Annotated in this window: 14 protein-coding genes; 1 reads left to right on the forward strand and 13 read right to left on the reverse strand. The window is 46.8% G+C overall.

Features of this window, described 5'->3' with window-relative positions; genetic code table 11:
* Positions 1 to 2: 2 nt before the first annotated feature.
* The 13 genes from glyQ to rpsU all read right to left on the reverse strand — a co-directional run bounded on the left by glyQ (position 3) and on the right by rpsU (position 13593).
* Positions 3 to 881, reverse strand: coding sequence for a glycine--tRNA ligase subunit alpha (gene glyQ, locus AAHF22_RS14195; protein ID WP_347325680.1), 879 nt, complete (start codon positions 879 to 881; stop codon positions 3 to 5).
* A gap of 982 nt (positions 882 to 1863) precedes the next feature.
* The gene (gene recO / locus AAHF22_RS14200; protein ID WP_347325681.1) at positions 1864 to 2613 is read right to left on the reverse strand and encodes a DNA repair protein RecO; all 750 of its coding nucleotides are present in this window, start codon (positions 2611 to 2613) and stop codon (positions 1864 to 1866) included.
* Between the two features lie 668 nt (positions 2614 to 3281).
* Positions 3282 to 4184: a GTPase Era gene (gene era, locus AAHF22_RS14205; RefSeq protein ID WP_347325682.1), complete on the reverse strand. Its 903-nt coding sequence runs from the start codon at positions 4182 to 4184 to the stop codon at positions 3282 to 3284.
* Between the two features lie 73 nt (positions 4185 to 4257).
* On the reverse strand, positions 4258 to 4668 hold the full coding sequence (cdd, locus tag AAHF22_RS14210) for a cytidine deaminase (RefSeq protein ID WP_347325683.1): 411 nt from the start codon (positions 4666 to 4668) through the stop codon (positions 4258 to 4260).
* A gap of 895 nt (positions 4669 to 5563) precedes the next feature.
* On the reverse strand, positions 5564 to 5941 hold the full coding sequence (locus tag AAHF22_RS14215; protein ID WP_347325684.1) for a diacylglycerol kinase family protein: 378 nt from the start codon (positions 5939 to 5941) through the stop codon (positions 5564 to 5566).
* Positions 5941 to 6438 (reverse strand): rRNA maturation RNase YbeY, encoded by a 498-nt coding sequence (gene ybeY / locus AAHF22_RS14220; protein WP_347325685.1) that lies wholly within the window; start codon positions 6436 to 6438, stop codon positions 5941 to 5943. Before ybeY ends, AAHF22_RS14215 begins: the two co-directional genes overlap by 1 nt.
* The gene (locus tag AAHF22_RS14225; protein ID WP_347325686.1) at positions 6435 to 8681 is read right to left on the reverse strand and encodes an HD family phosphohydrolase; all 2247 of its coding nucleotides are present in this window, start codon (positions 8679 to 8681) and stop codon (positions 6435 to 6437) included. Before AAHF22_RS14225 ends, ybeY begins: the two co-directional genes overlap by 4 nt.
* Positions 8682 to 8746: 65 nt before the next feature.
* Positions 8747 to 9718: a PhoH family protein gene (locus AAHF22_RS14230; protein ID WP_347325687.1), complete on the reverse strand. Its 972-nt coding sequence runs from the start codon at positions 9716 to 9718 to the stop codon at positions 8747 to 8749.
* Between the two features lie 181 nt (positions 9719 to 9899).
* The gene (locus tag AAHF22_RS14235) at positions 9900 to 10562 is read right to left on the reverse strand and encodes a hypothetical protein (RefSeq protein WP_347325688.1); all 663 of its coding nucleotides are present in this window, start codon (positions 10560 to 10562) and stop codon (positions 9900 to 9902) included.
* Between the two features lie 12 nt (positions 10563 to 10574).
* Positions 10575 to 11582: a flotillin-like protein FloA gene (floA, locus tag AAHF22_RS14240; RefSeq protein ID WP_347325859.1), complete on the reverse strand. Its 1008-nt coding sequence runs from the start codon at positions 11580 to 11582 to the stop codon at positions 10575 to 10577.
* 235 nt (positions 11583 to 11817) lie between these two features.
* Entirely contained in the window at positions 11818 to 12648 is an 831-nt protein-coding gene (locus AAHF22_RS14245; RefSeq protein ID WP_347325689.1) for an NfeD family protein, read from the reverse strand.
* Positions 12649 to 12960: 312 nt separating this feature from the next.
* The gene (locus AAHF22_RS14250) at positions 12961 to 13404 is read right to left on the reverse strand and encodes a GatB/YqeY domain-containing protein (RefSeq protein ID WP_188776347.1); all 444 of its coding nucleotides are present in this window, start codon (positions 13402 to 13404) and stop codon (positions 12961 to 12963) included.
* Positions 13405 to 13419: 15 nt separating this feature from the next.
* The gene (gene rpsU, locus AAHF22_RS14255; protein ID WP_005547957.1) at positions 13420 to 13593 is read right to left on the reverse strand and encodes a 30S ribosomal protein S21; all 174 of its coding nucleotides are present in this window, start codon (positions 13591 to 13593) and stop codon (positions 13420 to 13422) included.
* Positions 13594 to 14051: 458 nt separating this feature from the next.
* On the opposite strand from rpsU, the gene AAHF22_RS14260 reads away from it, so the two are divergent.
* Entirely contained in the window at positions 14052 to 14843 is a 792-nt protein-coding gene (locus AAHF22_RS14260) for a DeoR/GlpR family DNA-binding transcription regulator (protein WP_347325690.1), read from the forward strand.
* Positions 14844 to 15109 lie beyond the last annotated feature (266 nt).

A 15109-nucleotide genomic window follows, 5' to 3' on the forward strand; every position in this document is an offset into this window, starting at 1 on the left:
GATTACACCTCTCCCTTCTTGAGCATCGGGAAGCCCAGCTTCTCGCGGCTTTCCAGATATGTCGTGGCAATCTGACGTGCCAGATTACGAACGCGCGTAATATAGCCAGTACGCTCGGTGACACTGATCGCGCCGCGTGCATCGAGCAGGTTGAATGTATGCGAGCATTTCAGTACATAGTCATATGCTGGGAATACGAGATTTAATTCCATCGCACGCTTTGCTTCCTGCTCATAGGTGCCGAACAGACCTAGCAGCATGGACACATCGGATACTTCAAACGTATATGTGGAATGTTCAAATTCCGGCTGGTGGAATACATCCCCATAGGCGATGCCCTCTACCCATTCCAGATCGAATACATTTTCCTTTTCTTGAATGTAAGAAGCTAAACGTTCCATACCATAGGTAATCTCAACGGATACCGGACTTGTTTCGATTCCGCCGACTTGTTGGAAATACGTAAACTGAGTAATTTCCATACCGTCCAGCCATACTTCCCAGCCCAGACCGGCACAGCCCAGTGTCGGGTTTTCCCAGTTATCTTCAACAAAACGAATATCATGATCAAGCGGCTCAATACCGAGCGCACGTAGACTTTCCAGATACACTTCCTGAATATTGTCTGGAGATGGCTTAATAATGACCTGGAACTGATGATGCTGGTACAGACGGTTCGGATTCTCGCCATAACGACCATCGGATGGACGGCGGGAAGGCTCCACATAAGCTACGCGCCAAGGCTCAGGGCCAATCGAACGCAGGAACGTCATCGGGTTCATCGTACCTGCACCTTTTTCGGTGTCATACGGCTGCACAATAATACAGTTGTGCGCAGCCCAGAAGTTTTGCAGCGTCAAAATCATTTGCTGGAAATTCATCGACATTACTCCTTTTCCATTATCTTCGTTATAGGTGCCAGATTGACAAATGCGACGCTGAAACGGCATCTTTATCTGCAACGCACGCAAAAAACTCCCGTTCCTACGCCTGGTCACAGACATAGGGACGAGAGGTTCATTTCCCGCGGTTCCACCCTACTTGAAGACATGCTGGGCATGTCATCCACTTTTCCGTATTCAGCTCATATGCTCGCGGATGCCATTCGGCTATCGGTCGTCATCAGGCTCCCACGATCCCTGATTCGCTTGGGACGATCAACGTTAGCTTACTTTTCCGGTCAATGCATCATGTGTGGCACGATTAGCGCCACAATATAGATTTGATCATACCGGAATTGACATCGTTCGTCAATATGGTAGTTGGATGATGAAGCTTAAGTTGTCTATGGTGCAAACTTGTGTTATACCGCATACTCCACTCCGGCAAGGAATAAGGGGACGGACTCCGGTCTCGCACAGGAATCTACGGAGTAGGAGTGGGCTGTAGATTCCCGTGCTCAAAAGTCGCCCTTTCCCCTTATTTCCTTCCCTTCGTTCCTTGCTTCTCGCAACATATAAGTTGTGCATAGACCTTCCGACCTTCCGACCTTCCGACCTTCCGACCTTCCGACCTTCCGACCTTCCGACCTTCCGACCTTCCGACCTTCCGACCTTCCGACCTTCCGACCTTCCGACCTTCCGATCAAATTATGAGTTGATATTAAAAAGCTTCAAGTTTTTTTATCGCATTATACACCAGTGTAAAGACATACACGAATACGCATGTGTCTTATCTATTTGCAACATAATCTGTAACCATGCTAGTAGCTCGATCGAAACTACGTTCAACTTTAAATTCGCTTTAACTACTGAATAATAGACACACTAGCATATGACCAAAATTAATAGTTAACCTGGTCTCGATACTTGTCTCATTACTGCCAGTATGAGTCATATGACTACGATCAACTACTTTCAACCTTTACATCTCAAACTTCTCCAATTGCTCCAAAAAGCGCCGTGACTTCAGCTTCAAGCCAAGCTGCACTTCCATAAATGCACTCATAATCTGCTTGATCTCGGCTCTTGTTTCTTCACGCACGTCGATATTGCCTAAGCGGCGGATGTCCAATCTGGCGAATAAGCGTAATAATCGCAGCACGCCTGGTGAAAGCGCAATCGCTGCGGGGTCCTGCCGGCGTTCGCGTTTGGATAGGATGCCGCCCAGACGGACACTGAGCCAGAATTCGCCTTCGGTTTCATCGGAAAACATACATGTATCGACCTGGGGACCGTAGCCTGCGGCTTGTAGCACTTTCATTTCAAATAGGGCAGTAAGGATGACAGGATCGCGTCCTTCGCTTAGAAAAGATAAATATGCTTTGAGCTGGTCAAACCAGAAATGTCCGGTTTCGTTATCAAGCAGTGCCTTATCGACCAGTTCGCAGCCATAGGCTCCGTAAGCAGCCAGTGTAATATCTTCGCGCAGCTTGTGGTTCGATTCGATCACTTCGCCCTGATTGAGTGTACCCATGCCTGTTCCACTGCGTATAAAATTAAACTCACCATACGTAAAAGGTTGTACCAGCGCAGCATGCCGGCTTTTGGCCTTTCGTGCTCCACGAACAAACACGGCGATCTTACCGTGCGATTCTGTGCATAGCGTAATAATTTTGTTGCCTTCGCCGTAATCCATGCTGCGGATGACGATTCCTTGCACCCGGTATAACACACGCCAGCCTCCGATCTCGTTGATCGCGATAATGCCCTCGTTCGTCTCATCTTTTGGTACATAGTTAATATTATAATGTGTAAAGATAAGCGACTTGCAGTATACATACGCGATTCTGTTGCTGTTGAAACTTCGTTGATGGGGGAAATATGATCTGCGCTTCGATGTCTATCGTCTAAAACTTGAAAGTGACTTCATATTTGTTTTTATATAAATCCATAAAAATTCTCATTACATACTGGGGAGTGTACGCAAACTCGTATACGTGTAAGTAGCACTTCACTGCGGGAAGGAACTAAGGGGAACGGACAACCTCCAATGTTAGCAATCTCCTAACACGAAGTTCAATGAGAAAAGGATTTTGGCATATCAAAATATCTTACAGCCTTTGAGCAAGACAATCTACATTTCACTCCTAATTCGTAGATTCTTGTGCGAGACCAGAATCCGTCCCCTGATTACTTCCTGGAGTGGTTGATACCCCAGGTTTGCGTACATGCCCTGGATAAACGCCCTAACCAAAACACAGTTTCATACGCTCCATATCGTTTTTCCCATCCCACTCGCCTTTAAGCCAAAGAAACAGGGCATTTGCTCGAAATGCCCTGTTCCCATCACACCGCATCACTTTAGCAGCGTAATCTTTTTATCTTCATTCATTGGTATGCTTATGCATCCTTATGGAAACCCAGGTCTTTCAAGACGCGATCCTGGTTGCGCCAGTCTTTTTTCACTTTCACCCATAGCTCCAAAAATGTTTTGGAACCGAGCAGATTTTGGATATCCATCCGTGCGCGCTTGCCGACTTCTTTCAGCAGGGCACCTTGTTTACTGATAATGATCCCCTTCTGGGAATCACGCTCGACGAAAATAACAGCCGAGATGTTTACGACACCATTTTCCTGCGTATACATATCTTCAATCGTAACGGCGATCGAATGCGGAATTTCTTCGCGTGTCATTTGCAAAATTTTCTCACGAATCAGCTCGGCACAAACAAATTGCTCCGGATGGTCAGTCACCTGATCGTCTGGATAGTATTGCGGGCCTGCTGGCAAATATTTGCCCAGTTGCTCCAGCAATGTGTTCACGTTACTGCCCAGCTTCGCCGAGATCGGTACGATTTCCGCAAATTCGTGCAATGAACGGTATTTATCGATCAGCGGTAGCAGTTCTTCCGGCTTCACCTGATCGATTTTGTTCAGCACGAGAAATACCGGCGTTTTGACCTTTTTCAAATGTTCAATAATAAAACGGTCACCACCGCCCAGACCTTCGGCTGCATCAACGAGAAACAATGCAGCTTCTACCTCGTTCAACGTATTGAGTGCCGTCTGGTTCATGTAATCGCCCAGCTTGGATTGACGCTTGTGCACGCCCGGTGTATCGAGAAATACGATTTGCATATCGTCTGTTGTGTAGACACCATGGATTTTGTTGCGTGTCGTTTGCGGTTTATCGGACATGATCGCGATCTTTTGTCCGATTACCTGGTTCATTAGCGTTGACTTGCCTACATTCGGACGGCCGACAATCGCGACAAAACCGGATTTAAAAGATTTTTTTGACATAGTACACTCCGTTCATCGGTATCTGCTGTTTCTCCAGCGATACCTGTATTAGTATATCGTTCAACGAAAACGATCAAGAAGGCTCGTTCAGATTCCACGGTCCAAACGCATGGGGCAACAGTTCTGCAATCGTCGTCATGCGTGTATCGCCCTTCATATTGGCGAGCAGCACCGGCATATCCGGCTTGCACAGTTCGACCATGACCTGACGGCATACGCCACATGGCGCAATCGGTTCATCGGTATCGCCAACAACTGCCAGCATGCGGAACGAACCAGGGCGATGTCCTTGTGCGATCGCACTGAATAATGCTGTACGCTCGGCACAGTTACTTGGAGAATAGCCTGCATTTTCAATATTACATCCGTGATGTACATTGCCATCCACATCCAGCAACGCAGCTCCAACGGAAAAATGGGAATAAGGTACATAAGCTTTTGCACGAGCGATAATCGCCTCTTGTAGCAATTGCGATGCTTCCATGTTGTTCCTCCAGTACACAATCGGATAGATGCATAAAGGCGTTCGCTTGATCAATCGGACGCCAAAAGGGTTTACTTCTATTTTACATCATTTAACGAGATTCGGACAGGGTGTGATATTTGAATCCGATAGGGAGATGCTTGCTGTAAGTGACAACCACTCCAGCAAGGAATAAGAGACCAGGCTCAAGTATCGCCCAGCAATCTACGGAGTAGGATTAAGTTATAGATTCTCGTGCTCGGAAGACATAAGATATTTTGCTTGGCATAAATCACATTTTCATTGAACCTCGTATTAGGAATGCGCGAACACTGAAGCTGTAACATATTTTACTCTGCAAAAATCGCTTTTCATTGCACTCTGTGTTAGAAAAGCGCGAACACTGAAACTGTAACATATTTTGCTCCGCAAAAATCACTTTCCATTGCACTCCGTGTTAGAAAGCCGCTAACACGGAAGCTTAAGATATTTCGCTTGGCAAAAATTACTCTTCGTTAAATCTCGTGTCAGGAAGTCACTACCATTATAAGTCGCCTTTATCCCGTATTTCCTTCCCGCAGTGAAGTGCTTCTTGCATCATCCAGCAACGCTTGGGAGTAGGGCAGGTATAGTGCCGTTTTACTTCTGTTCTAGCGTAAGCACATCATTATATTAGCTTATAAAAGCCCCTTACCTGAATTTAAAGTACATTCCCAAATGCCCATTCGTTTAACCGAAAAGGGTTCTAATGTCCATTGTAGGAATGCCTTCTATCACAGGGCAAGGGGCTTTATCTATGCACGCTTTGATGTCGTATTTCATGTATTCACAGACTGTGTATCGTAGAATCGCTCGCTTATCGATCCGAATTGTACCGATGAATTGCAAACGGCATGGTAGGTATAATCTGGTATTACTAACCGAACAGTGTGGTTAGCCAGTGTAAAACAGGGTGCCAGAATACGATCAGTCCGATAGCTGCTGCTGTGATGGAGGCGATCAGTACCGCTCCAGCAGCGGCGTCTTTTGCTTTTTTGGCAAATGGATGCCAGTCGGGAGAAACCAGATCTACGGCAGCTTCTACGGCGGTGTTCATCAGTTCCGCACCAAGTACCATGCCAATCGCTAACGTCAGCATCATCCAATCCAGCACGCTCACACGGAAAAACCATGCTGCTGCTACAATAAAAAATGTGGCTAGCACATGAACGCGAAAGTTGCGCTCGGTACGGAAGGTTGCAATTACACCTTCAGTTGCGGAATAAAATACGTCTCTCCACGTTCTTTTCTTCATTAGCGAGTCAATCCGATCTGTTGCAATACTTGCTCCTGCTTGCCCATCATTTCTGCTTCGCTCTCCTCATCCTGATGGTCATAGCCGAGCAAATGCAAGAAACCATGCACAAATAGGAATCCAAGCTCACGTTCAACCGAATGTCCGTAATCTTCACTCTGAACGATGGCGCGCGGAATCGAAATGATAATATCACCTAGCATCGGATCAGGTTCACCTTCTGCCTCCGGCCCGCCTTCGCCATAATGAATCAGCGGCTCATCATCAAGCGATTCATTCATCGCAAACGACAGTACATCGGTTGGACGATCGATATTGCGATATTCCAGATTAAGCTCATGGATGGCCTCGTCATCTACAAACGTCAGCGCAACTTCGCCTTCGGTCACGCCTTCCTGTTTGCCGGCTTCCTGCAAAATTTGCTCCAGCAATCCGATCAGCTCATCTGTAATTGTATATTCAGTTTGCTCATTTTCCCATGCGAGCTGTAAACTCATGCCTTGTTCTCCTTTACATCCGGTTTTTTCACATCTTCCGGATACTCGATACGTGAATGGAAAATCCCCATAACTGCTTCTTTGAGCGTTTGAGCGATCACATCCAGCTCTTTCATCGTCAGATCACAATCATTGAACTGATGATCATCCAGACGACCTTTAATAATCTTCTCGATCATGGTCTCCACCTGCTCGACCGTCGGTTGCTTCAGCGAGCGCACAGCAGCTTCCACGCTATCGGCGATACCGACAACCGCAGCTTCCTTCGTCTGCGCCTTCGGTCCAGCATAACGGAAATCTTCCTCGGTAAAGTCCGGCTCGATGCCTTGCTCTTCTGCCTGCTTGAGCGCCTTCTGATAAAAGAAGTACAGGAATGTCGTGCCATGATGCTGTTCCGCAATATCGCGAATTGGCTTCGGCAGTTTATATTCCTTTTGCATCTCTACACCATCACGCGCATGCGCAATAATGATCGATTTGCTCAGCTTCGGATCGATGCTGTCATGTGGATTTTCCATATGGTTTTGATTTTCAATAAAATAGCCTGGTCGCTTCGTCTTCCCGATATCATGATAATAGGAACCGACCCGGCACAGCAATCCATTGGCACCAATCGCTTCGGCAGCCGCTTCGGACAAATTACCAACCATTACGCTATGATGATACGTACCCGGCGTTTCGATCAGCAGCTTGCGCAGCAACGGATGATTCGGATTGGACAGCTCGATTAGCTTAAGCGCCGACAAAATGCCAAACGTCGTCTCGAAAAATGGCATCAGACCGAGCACAAGCACCGTCGTTAGCAAGCCACCGACAAACGTAAAGCCCAACGTATACAGCACAGTCATACGCGTCCATTCATTATCATGTAACAACACAAGCGTCAGCACACAGAGTGCGCCAAATAGACAGGTCATAATGCCCGCCTTCAAAATGGTCGAACGCTGACTCGCACGATGAATCGAATGAATCGCAGCAAACGATACGACAAGCGTAAACAGTCCAAACTGGTAGTCAAACATCTCGCCCTGACGCATATTCAAAATAACACTCGCCAGCACGCTTAAAATGATCGAGCACACATATGCCAGATGAATATCCAGCAGCAATGTAATCAGCATTGCACCAAGCGCTGCTGGTGCGAGATAGCCAAAATAGGGCGCATTGCCAATTTGTAAAATACGCACAAGATGAAAGGCCAGCACCGTAATGACAAAAATCAAAATAAGCATGAACAGCTGCGCATTGTTATACTGCATGCCGCGCTGAGCCGATTGACGCACAAACAAATACACGCCCAGTGTAAGCAGAAGCGATAACAGAAGCAAGCCAAGCTGTGGCCAGTAATTCACTTCATTTTTGAGCAGGTTATTCTCATCCAGCAATGTATACATATCCTGCGTGATAACCTGACCTGCTGGCACGATCACTTCACCTTGCTGTACGTACACAACAGGCGTATTTTCACGTGCTTCGACTTTAGCCGCCTTTGTTGCATCTTCATCGTAAAACTTATTGGCCGTCAATACACCGCGAATGAGTTCCTGCGCCACTTCACGTGCGGTACGGCTCTCCAGTGAGCTTGTGTTCACCATTTCGGCTACACGCGCCCGTGCGGATTGCGCATCGGTAATTTGATCGCTCATCAGACGTGATACAATCGATGTCGCCACCTGACTAATTTGTTGCACCTCTGCATTGGATAGGCGCGGAATTTTTAAAAATGTCTCTTCCGGTATGCTATACGTCTGATTGGAAATCGTCCGCTGCATTTCATCCAGCAGCTGAGCGGAATAATTGTCACTCTCACGCTGATTACGAATAAAGTTAGCGACCGAATTGCGAATACGGTCAGGAATCTCCTGACTGTAAATTTGCGCTTTATCCGCGCTCGATATTTGGTCATCCTGATTCAGCGACTCGATCCGCTCCAGCATCTGGGCGATGACGGTATCTCGATGCATGGAGACGATCTTGTATACCGCTTCCACACGCTCTGCTGCGGTTTCCTGCGCTTGCAATGTCGCTTTGTTGTTTGGAAGCTGCATCGGCGCAATAATATCTTTGTCCGTTGCAGCTCCCACATGAATATCAAAACGTTGCGGCAGCAAATTAGGCGCTAAGCTGGCATAAAAAATGACCAGCAATAGCGCAAACAGCATATATTTGGTTCCGCGGCCAGTTTTCCATCCTGCCAGCCTGGAATAGAATGAATTGCTCTTGGACGGTTCCTTGGATGTCATACTTACAGTCCTCTCACTTCTGAATATTCAAAATGTGCGGTTGCTGCCTTTCCACTGACCATCTGCTATTCCAGATTCTCCGATGCTTTATCATAAGCAACGATAATTTTTTGTACCAGTGAATGCCGCACAACGTCCTGCTCGGCAAAAGTAACAAAACCGATTTCTGCGATACCATCCAGCACCAGTCTAGCTTCGACCAATCCGGACTTTTTGCCGCGTGGCAGGTCAATCTGGGTCACGTCACCCGTGATTACCATTTTGGAACCGAAGCCAAGACGGGTCAGAAACATTTTCATTTGCTCAGGCGTTGTATTTTGCGCCTCATCCAAAATAATAAACGAATCATCCAGTGTACGTCCACGCATATACGCCAGCGGCGCAATTTCGATCAAGCCACGCTCCAACGCTTTTACGGTCTGCTCCTGCCCCATCACGTCGTACAGTGCATCATAAAGTGGACGCAAATAAGGATCTACTTTTTCCTGCAAGTCACCCGGCAGGAAGCCCAGACTTTCGCCTGCTTCAACAGCAGGACGCGTTAAAATAATACGTTTCACTTTGCCTTCCTTCAGTGCTGCTACAGCGAGCACAACGGCCAGATACGTTTTACCCGTACCCGCAGGGCCAATACCGAAGACGATATCGCGCTTCTGAATCGTGGACACATAATACTTCTGTCCAATCGTCTTAACGCGAATCGGCTTACCGCGAAACGTCTGGGTAATCTCTCCTTTATATAAGTCGAGCAGCTGATCGGCTCTCATATCTTTCGCAAGCTCAATCGCATATAAAATATCCCGTTCGGTCAGGACATAGCCTTTGCGAACCAGCTCAAGCAGCACTTCGAATAACTGCTGCATCTGGTCTACGACCGGAGCGGGACCCTGAATGACAATTTCGGCTTCACGACTACCGATCTTTGCCTCGGTCTCACGTTCAATTATTTTGAGAAACTGATCCTGAGGACCGAACAGGGCCAGTCCTTCTTCCACGTTTTGCAAGGGAATTCTGATGCTTTGCGTTTGCTCTGACAAATAGCCTCAATCTCCTCAGTTGTAGAATAATAGTCGTCATACCTTCTCATAAACTTTACCATTGTATCGAAGCGCATGCAAAATTTTTTGACAAATAGATAAACAAACCGGTCCTTTGCAAGACCGGCTTGAAATCCACTCTATAGTTATACCCATCTCAAGGTACATTGCTTAACAATTTTTACGCTTCGTTCGAATGCTGCTCACGGCTCGCTTTACGCCCAAAACTTCCTACATGCCTAGAGCGTGGCGGGCTTAAAATCTCTGCCCATAATACGCCCTGTGCTGCCTGTGAAGCATCCAGCCGAAGTTCTCCAGATGCAGTCGACGTTGAAGACGCTCGGGATGAATCGGATAATACCGTTTCTTGTGAAGCCAGATTCATACGATCCAAACGCTCGTTCACACCGTTTCCCAATTGATTAAGACGTTGCTGAAGCTCGTTGCGATATTGATCGGCTGTTCTTCCAATATCCATCGTTCCCTCAGCTCGTGATCCTTCTGAGCTAGACGAAGAGGTAGACGCACCTTCGCTGCCATACGTGCCTTCTTGAGAATCGATACGACGTGACTCTCCTTCTCCTAAACCTCGATTCATCTGCTCCTGATCAAACTGGCGCTGCGCTTCATGATAACGGCGCTGTGCGTCCTCTTCACGTTCCTGTGTCGTTGGTGCAGATCCTGGCAAACGTCTGCCTGGCGTATCTGGACCGCCGCCAAATGTCGGCATCCCCGGACGGGTATTACGCGATTTGTTTTTACCGGAACGGCTGCTGATCGCTGTGAAAATAGCAAAGGCGATAATGACGATAATGTACAGATTGCTTAATAGCAAGTCAACCATATGAACACATCCTTACTTCAGCGGCTGCTGGTCATTACCACCCTGATTCGGATCGTTAGCTTTGCCAAGCGAGCCTCTCATTTGCGTATCGGCTTCAATATTTTTCAAGTTCATATAATCCATTACGCCCATCTGTCCATTACGCAGTGCTTCTGCCATCGCCAGCGGCACATCGGATTCAGACTCGACCACACGCGCTCTCATTTCAACGACTTTCGCTTTCATCTCTTGTTCCTGCGCTACTGCCATCGCACGACGTTCTTCGGCTTTAGCTTGAGCAATCCGTTTGTCGGCTTCTGCCTGTTCGGTTTGCAGCATCGCACCGATGTTTTTACCTACATCGACGTCCGCGATATCGATCGACAGAATTTCAAATGCTGTACCGGAATCGAGACCTTTTTGCAGGACCGTGCGGGAAATCAGATCTGGATTTTCCAGTACCTGTTTGTGGGAATCGCTGGAACCTACCGTTGTAACAATACCTTCACCAACACGGGCGATAATCGTTTCTTCACCTGCACCACCGACGAGTCGGTCGATGTTAGCACGCACGGTGACACGCGCCTTAACACGAACTTCGATACCATCTTTCGCTACCGCAGCAACGACAGGCGTTTCGATCACTTTCGGGTTAACGCTCATCTGTACCGCTTGCAATACGTCACGACCAGCAAGATCGATTGCAGCTGCACGTTCAAATTCGAGCGGGATATTCGCACGCTGTGCAGCGATCAATGCATTAACGACACGGTCTACATTACCGCCAGCCAGATAGTGACTTTCCAGCTGATTCAAGTTTAAACCAAGACCGGCTTTGTGCGCCTTGATCTGCGGATTCACGATCCGGGACGGTGTAACACGACGCAGACGCATCGCAACCAGCGTAATAATACCGACTCGGACACCGGAAGCGACTGCTGAAATCCACAGTGCTAACGGGAAGAAGCTGAAAAATACACTTAAAACGATAATTGCAACGACAACGATAAAGATAACACTTACGATAGGTGATACCATTATAGAAATCACACTCCTATTGGGTAGAATGGGTCAAACGGCCGGCTTCAGGGCTGTCATTGACCGTAGTAGTTATGTAAGAGCAGCAGATGAATGACGATAGATAGCAAAAGTTAGTATGCTTTGCTCCATCTGCTTCTCTCCGGTACGTAGCAGCTAGCTGAAAAGAATGCGCCGGATCATACGACGGGATAATTCAGCCTGTTATGTTGCCCGACAAGGCAAGTTTATAAACTGCTTAACTAACAGGCTTCGTTGTACGGGTGTGTACAGTTTCCAATGGTTGGGGCATTTCATCCACAATAATACGGCTACCATCAATACGGATGATGCGAATCGGACGATCACGATCAATGTAGCCTCCCTGTGTGACCACATCAATATGCCGACCTTCTACAATAACCGTACCGGATGGACGAAGTGGAGTTAAACTTTTGCCTTCCAGACCGAGCAGCTGCTCACGCTGTAAATTTTCCATGTAGCTTTCGTCAGAAGTAAGCTGATCGTTCAAAATAAAGCGATTCCATACACCCCGTTTACGCAGCGCATAGACGACAAAGCCAACAAATACTACTGCGGAAACTAAGGCGATACCGAGTGATAAAATAGCATCGGACGTATCGTATGCTGCTCGGATGACAGCGGCAATCAAACTTGCGGCACCGAGTACGCCGAGTATGCCAAAGCTCGGTATAAACACTTCCAATACAAGCAGCAACAAACCAATCGCGAAAAAAACCCATGTCTCTGAACCGGAATAACCCGCAATGTAGCTACCAAAGAAAAACAGTCCAAATGCAACAATACCAATCGCACCTGGAGCGATAACGCCTGGGATGAGAATTTCAATTGCGATCCCAGCTATACCGATAAACAGTAACACGGTAGATACAATCGGATGTGTCAGAAAAGCAGCGACTTGTGAAGCCAGTCCCGGCTGTGCCGCTGCAACCTGAGCTGCCGCATGTACCGGAGCTGCTGAAAGTACAAACGAAACAACGACGAGTAGCATAGACCGTATCGATGCGCCAAACGACTGACGTCTTAAGCCGTCGATGATTCTATTCATTCGTTCTTGCCCCCTTCTTTTCAGCTATAATGATGCACCCTATGAACCAGTTATCTACGCAAAAAATGACCGTCCCGTCGAAACGGCATTGCACAGACAGGGATTGCTTATACTTATTATACGTGCTGACTACCATTTACGTTTCACAAAAATGTAATCATTTGCATATTTGTTTGTGCTAGCCTGCTTATGTTCGCGCTGACCGATCCACCGTATACAAATGAAAGTGACACATACGATTAGTTAAGAATATTACAGTAGAAAGAAAAAAGCTCCTTCTTTACAAAGTAAAGAAGGAGCTTTTGAATTTGTTTATTGCAGAAGTTGTTGAACCGCTTGGTTCACAACTTTTCCGTCTGCGCGACCTTTGACCTTAGGCATCAAGGCGCTCATTACTTTTCCCATATCGGCTTTTGAAGAAGCACCGGTCTCCAGGATGGTCTGCTGTACAATGACTTTAATTTCTTCTTCAGAAAGCTGGGCAGGAAGATACTGTGAAATGATCTCAATCTCCGCACTAAGGTTGGTTGTCAGGTCGTCACGACCTGCTTTTTCAAATTCTTGGAGGGCATCTTTGCGCTGTTTGATCTCACGGCTAAGAATATCAAGCACTTCTTCATCGTTCAGGTCACGCTTCAAATCAATCACTTGATTTTGAATGGTGGAACGTACCATGCGGATCGTAGACAATTTGAACTTGTCCTTGTCCCTCATAGCTTGCTTCATATCCTCGTTCAATCGTTCGCTAAGACTCATAACGGATAAATCCTCCTAAAACTTTCTCTTGCGCGCAGCCTCGGATTTTTTCTTACGCTTTACGCTCGGCTTTTCATAATGTTTGCGTTTTTTCACCTCAGCCAGAACGCCATCTTTAGCGATGGAGCGTTTGAAGCGACGAAGTGCTGCATCAATTGTTTCGTTTTTGCGAACTTTCGTTTCAGACACCAGTTTTCCCTCCCTCCGACCAGACCGTCCGGAAAAATAACACGGCTTATCAACTTTCATTATAGGTGAAAACCGGAGCCAGTGTCAACTAAATCACGGTTTTTTCACTCATTTTTTTCTGGAGGTCTTCATAAATGTAGCTTTAATGCTATGCTGCGGTATCTTTTTGACCGATTAGCGTCTGTTTGAACAGGAGGCATTTCCTGTTTATCCAACTGTAAAGTGCCCTCTTTCACTCATTTTCAACCTATCTCATACATTCGTGATCTATTCCTGCCTCAGCGCTTTCCGTAATTATAGTATACCCAGTATATACCCAATTGACGGTAGCGAAATGAATCGTCTACACTAGGCTGGATAAATTCAGTCATTACGTCATATTTGATTAAACATTTTCAGGCATATGTTCATACAACACGACATGACAATCGGCAACCTATACGGAGGTGTGTACAACCGTGTCAACCGTTTCAACCGAGCGCAAACAAGCCATCCTAACGTTGCTCAAACAAAAAGGTCAGGTGAAAGTGATCGCGCTTGCCGAGCAATTTAAAGTCGCACCAGAGACGATACGCCGGGATTTGCAGGAGCTGGAAAGCAACGGCATGCTGCGCCGCGTATATGGCGGTGCAACAGCCGTATTATTTCAAAATCATGAAGCTCCTTTCGTGCAAAGACAATCGCATCATCAACGTGAAAAGTCTGCCATTGGTCGCTGTGCCGCCGATCTGATTCAAGATGGGGATACGATTGTGATCGACGTGGGCACTACACCGATCGAGCTGGTCAAAGCGATTCATGGACGCAAGCGGCTGACCATTTTAACGAATGGCCTTTCGGTAGCGTTTGCGCTTATGGAGAAAATTAATTATGGGCATTTTAGCGGTAAGGTGATTGTGTTAGGTGGCGAGCTGAATTCGGAACAGCAGTCTATCAGCGGTATTTTGTGTGAGAGGATGATGCGCAACTTTCGGGTGAATAAAGCATTCATCTCGGTAGGTGGCATCTCATTAACGGACGGTATTAGTGAATACGATCCCGATGAAGCTTCCATGTCACAAACATTTGCCAAGTCTGCCGAACAGGTCATTGTGATCGCTGACCATTCCAAGCTCGGCGTTCGTGCATTTTCGCATATGCTTGATTTTCATGAAGTCGATACGATTGTCTGCGATACGGACGCACCGGAGGGCTGGATTGAGCATTTGAAGGAAACCGATGTACAGTGGTTGAAAGCAACTATAGATTGAGCACCAGACAGACATAAATAGCTGTCTGTAGGACGTGTAGGCAAGCTGTTGTTGTCGCATATACCACTTCGCGAAGACGCGAAGAAAGAAGAAATACGGGGATGAACTCCATTTCATGCTGCTTACCCATACAGAAGTTTTTGTGCAAGCTTTAGTTCAGAACAGTTTGTGTGCATGCTTCAGTTCAGAGCCTATGTAGCATTGAATATAGACATAACTACCAATCTGCTGACTGTAGAATAAATGATTACTTAGAATAGATCACT

Origin of the sequence: Paenibacillus wenxiniae (genome assembly GCF_039822605.1) — a bacterium.
Taxonomy (GTDB): Bacteria; Bacillota; Bacilli; order Paenibacillales; family Paenibacillaceae; genus Saccharibacillus; species Saccharibacillus wenxiniae.